The sequence below is a fragment of the Homoserinimonas sp. genome (assembly GCF_056262345.1).
In genome coordinates, this window is record NZ_JBACFR010000177.1 from 1 (window position 1) to 4158 (window position 4158).

4 protein-coding genes and 1 tRNA gene are annotated in these 4158 nt (G+C 65.4%); 3 read left to right on the forward strand and 2 right to left on the reverse strand.

Going from position 1 to position 4158, the window contains the following annotated elements; translation table 11 throughout:
* Nucleotides 1-4: 4 nt before the first annotated feature.
* Both AC062T_RS08650 and AC062T_RS08655 read right to left on the reverse strand, forming a co-directional pair.
* Nucleotides 5-77, reverse strand: a tRNA-Arg gene (locus AC062T_RS08650).
* 73 nt (nucleotides 78-150) lie between these two features.
* Nucleotides 151-741: a hypothetical protein gene (locus AC062T_RS08655; RefSeq protein WP_476029173.1), complete on the reverse strand. Its 591-nt coding sequence runs from the start codon at nucleotides 739-741 to the stop codon at nucleotides 151-153.
* 111 nt (nucleotides 742-852) lie between these two features.
* Here AC062T_RS08655 and argS point away from each other — a divergent pair, with 111 nt between their 5' ends.
* The 3 genes from argS to AC062T_RS08670 form a co-directional block, all read left to right on the forward strand.
* A complete protein-coding gene (gene argS / locus AC062T_RS08660; protein ID WP_476029175.1) occupies nucleotides 853-2502 on the forward strand; it encodes an arginine--tRNA ligase in 1650 nt (549 codons plus the stop codon).
* Between the two features lie 5 nt (nucleotides 2503-2507).
* Nucleotides 2508-3203, forward strand: coding sequence for an LmeA family phospholipid-binding protein (locus AC062T_RS08665; RefSeq protein WP_476029177.1), 696 nt, complete (start codon nucleotides 2508-2510; stop codon nucleotides 3201-3203).
* 98 nt (nucleotides 3204-3301) lie between these two features.
* Nucleotides 3302-4158: diaminopimelate decarboxylase family protein (locus tag AC062T_RS08670; RefSeq protein ID WP_476029179.1), on the forward strand; the 857-nt coding region annotated here is incomplete at its 3' end.

Here is a 4158-nt window from a genome sequence, read left to right on the forward strand (position 1 = left end):
GAAGTGCCCTCGGAGGGATTCGAACCCCCGACCTTCGGTACCGGAAACCGGCGCTCTATCCCCTGAGCTACGAGGGCGGATGTGTGCGCTCCGGGCGTGGAGGCCCGGAGCGCTTGTCTAGGTTAGCAGCCCGTGAGGGGCGGCCGGGCCCTATCCGAGGTGACTGGTCACGTAGGTGACGAGCTGCTGGGCGTCGACGCCCTCGTAGAAAGCGTCGGACGAGACCGTGATCCAGTAGGTGCTGCCAGCGAGCACCGTCGCTTGACCGTCGGCGAACCATGCGTCGCCCAGTTGAGGGGCCGCGGTTGCGCTGGCCGTGAGCTCGCTTCGTAGCGCCGCAAGCTTGGTCGGGCCGGGCGTCGCCACGGTCACGGTGATGACCTCGCCGCTCGTCTGGTTCACGTAGTAGCAGGCGATGCCCTTGAGGTCGATGGCTTCTTTCGCAGTGGCGCTCACGGATGCTGGCGCATCGATGCGGGAGTAGTTGGGATTGAAGTCGTAGAGGTTCTGCGCCGTGATGATTTCGTCGCAGGTCACCCCGACGGCGGTCGATTCATCGACGGCCGGTGAACTCGGCGCCGGGGATGCGCTGCTGCTTGCGCTCGCGCTCGGGCTCGCGCTGGGGGAGTGGGATGCCCCGTGCCCGCTGCTTTCGGGGGCGCATCCGCTGAGCGCCACCACGGCGACGGCGGCGATTGCGGCGATGCGGGCGATACGACGAGGATGCTGGGCAATGGTCACCCTCCTATTCTGCCGTCTGAGGGGCCGCGCCAGAGGGTTGCCCCGCCGGTCGAGAGCCCCGGCACCCGTTATGCCGCAAGCATGCAGCGATCGGGCCGGTAGAATTCGGGAGTGACTCCCGCTGAACTCTCCGCCCGCATTCTCGACATCGTTAACGCCCTGGTTGCGTCGCGGGAGGGCACCGTGTCCGTCTCGATCGACGATGTGCGTCTCGACCGCCCCAAGAACCGGGATCACGGTGACTGGGCATCGAGCGTCGCCCTCAAGATTGCTAAGCCGCTCGGCTCTAACCCGCGGGAGATTGCCACGGCGCTCGCCGAGGGCATCGCAAAGGTCGACGGTGTCGCGTCGGTCGACGTTGCTGGCCCCGGCTTTATTAACATCACGCTGGATGCCGCTGCGGCTGGCGCACTCGCCAAGAGCATTGTGGAGCAGGGCACGGCCTACGGCACGAGCAATGGTCTGGCCGGGCAGAAGATCAACCTCGAGTTCGTCTCGGCCAACCCCACCGGTCCGCTCCACATTGGCCACACCCGTTGGGCCGCGCTGGGCGACTCGCTCGGTCGCGTTCTGCGCGCTGCGGGGGCGGATGTCACCAACGAGTTCTATATCAATGACGCCGGCAACCAAATGAACAACTTTGGGGCGAGCATTCTTGCTGCCGCCAAGGGAGAGCCGACCCCGGAGAACGGTTACCCGGGTCAGTACGTGACCGACCTGGCCAAGGGCGTGCTCGAGCTCGAACCGAATCTGCTCGAACTCGACGACGAGACGGCCCTCGCACTGGCCCGCGAACTGGGCTACCAGTTGCAGCTGCAGGAGATCAAGGATTCCCTGGCCCGCTTCAACGTGGAGTTCGACGTGTGGTTCTCGGAGCGCACCCTCCACGAGGGCAACCCCAGCGCCATCGACCGGGCCGTCGACCGTCTGCGCGAGCAGGGTCACGTCTACGACGAAGACGACGCGATCTGGGTGCGCACGACCGATTTCGGTGACGACAAAGATCGCGTCATCAAGCGCGGCAACGGCATCTACACCTACTTCGCCGCCGACGCCGCCTACTACCTGAGCAAGACCGATCGCGGCTTCAACCACAAGATCTACCTGCTCGGCGCCGACCACCACGGCTACGTGCACCGCATTAAGGCAATTGCGGGCGCATCCGGCGAAGACCCGCAGAAAGATGTCGAGGTTCTGATCGGCCAGCTCGTGTCGATTAACGGTGCCAAGCTCTCCAAGCGCGCCGGCAACATCATCGAGCTCAACGACCTTCAGGCCTGGCTCGGAACGGATGCTCTGCGCTACTCGCTCGCGCGTTACCCGGCGGACTCGCCGCTCACGCTCGACCCCGAGGTGTTGCAGCGTCGCACCAACGACAACCCCGTTTTTTATGTGCAGTATGCGCACGCCCGCACCAACCAGGTTTCGCGCAATGCCGAGGCCGCTGGCGTCTCTCGCGACACCTTCGACGCGAGCCTGCTCAGCCACGAAACTGAGAGCATTCTGCTCGGTTCGCTCGCGGAGTTCCCGCGCATCGTTCTGCAGGCCGCCGAGCTGCGCGAGCCGCACCGGGTGGCCCGCTATGCGGAGGAACTCGCTGGCGCGTATCACCGCTGGTACGACAATTGCCGCGTAACTCCTCAGGGCGATGCGCCTGTCGAGGCCGTGCACGGCACCCGTCTGTGGCTTAATGATGCGACGGGGCAGGTGCTGCGCAACGCGCTCGGCCTGCTCGGAGTAGACGCCCCCGAAAGGATGTAGCGCCCATGGCCCGACGACCCGAGACCTCCTACCGGCCCGGCGAGCGTCGGGCGGGCCGCAAGGCTCTTCGCATCACCGTGGGGCTTCTCATCACGGTCGTCATCCTCGGCGGCGCCGCCGTGCTCGTCGATATGGGCCTGCGCGATTTTGCCGAGACGCGCGCTGAGGCCGAGATCAAGAAGCGCATCCCGGGTTCCGATTCGACTGTCGATGTCACGATCAACGGGTTCTCGATGCTGCTCCAGACCGTTTCGGGGAGCCTCGACGATGTGGATGTCGACCTGGCGATCGGGGAGGAGGGGGTCTCTGCCCTCGCCGAGAATGCCGGATTCGCCGGGGCGGTTCGACTCGTTCCTAACGGAATCGAGCTCGACTCTTCGATCGATGTTCTCGGCCTGACCGTGCCATTCTCAGCGACCGTCGCGCCCACAATCGATGGCGGCTACCTGGTGCTTACGCCCACCGGCGTCACGGCCGCCGATGCGGTCACCCTCGACCTCACACAGCTCGACGACATCACGGGGCTGGGTTTTTCGGTGTGCACGGCAAGCCTGCTACCCGAGAGCTTCACAATCACGGGGGTTGAGGCCAAGACTTCCACGCTCAGCATCACTGCTCGTGGTGCCGATGTCCCGGTCGATCTCGATGCGCTTGCGCGCAAGGGATCGTGTGCTGCGCAGGGGGCAGAGACGGGCGAGTAGCGCGTCGCGTAATAGAATTCCCAGAGTGTGCCCGGCGCTACGAGTATCTGTGCGCCGGCGTCGCCACGATCAAGTTCCTTCGACCCCGTGAGGCCTGTGTGACCGCCAACCCTCTTGCCCCCGACTGGCTTGCCGAGCCGGCCGATGCCAATGAGCTCGTGCGCGAGGTCTGGGCTCGTTCGGTCGAGCGGGCCGCCGACGGTGTCATTGAGGTCGGGGGAGTCTCCGCTACCGAGCTCGCCGCCCGTTACGGCACCCCTCTCTATGTAATGGACGAGGCGGATGTCCGGTCTCGCGCCCGCGAGACCCGCGAGGCATTCGACCGCGAGTTCGCCGCTATCGGCAGCGCGGCCAAGGTCTACTACGCTGGCAAAGCGTTTTTGTCGGCGGAGGTGGCTCGTTGGGTAACCGAGGAGGGCCTCTACATCGACGTCGCGTCGGGGGGAGAGCTTGCCGTCGCCTTGGCGGCGGGAGTGGATGCTGCGCGCATCGGCCTGCACGGCAACAACAAGTCCGTGGCCGAGATCGATCGCGCTGTCGCCTCCGGCATCGGCGTTATTGTGATCGACAGCGTCGAGGAGGTCGGCAGAGTCGCCGAGGCGGCCTCGCGCCACGATGTGCGGCAAAAGGTGAGACTGCGCGTTAACAGCGGAGTGCACGCGAGCACCCACGAGTATCTGGCCACCGCCCGCGAGGACCAAAAGTTCGGCATCACGCTCGCGGATGCCCCGTCGATCGTCGAACTCATTCGGTCGCACGAGTCGCTCGAGTTCATCGGGCTTCACGCCCACATCGGCTCCCAAATCTTTGGCTCCGATGGCTTCGGCGAATCGGCTCGACGTCTCATGACGCTGCAGGCCCAGCTCCTTGAGGGCGGTCCCGTTCCCGAGCTCAACCTCGGCGGCGGTTTCGGCATCGCCTATACGAGCGTCGACCACGCTATGCCGATCGACGA

What these genes read in the sequence shown, in the direction of transcription:
- AC062T_RS08665 (WP_476029177.1), top strand. Translation starts at nt 2,508, where the DNA reads ATGGCCCGACGACCCGAGACCTCCTACCGGCCCGGCGAGCGTCGGGCG.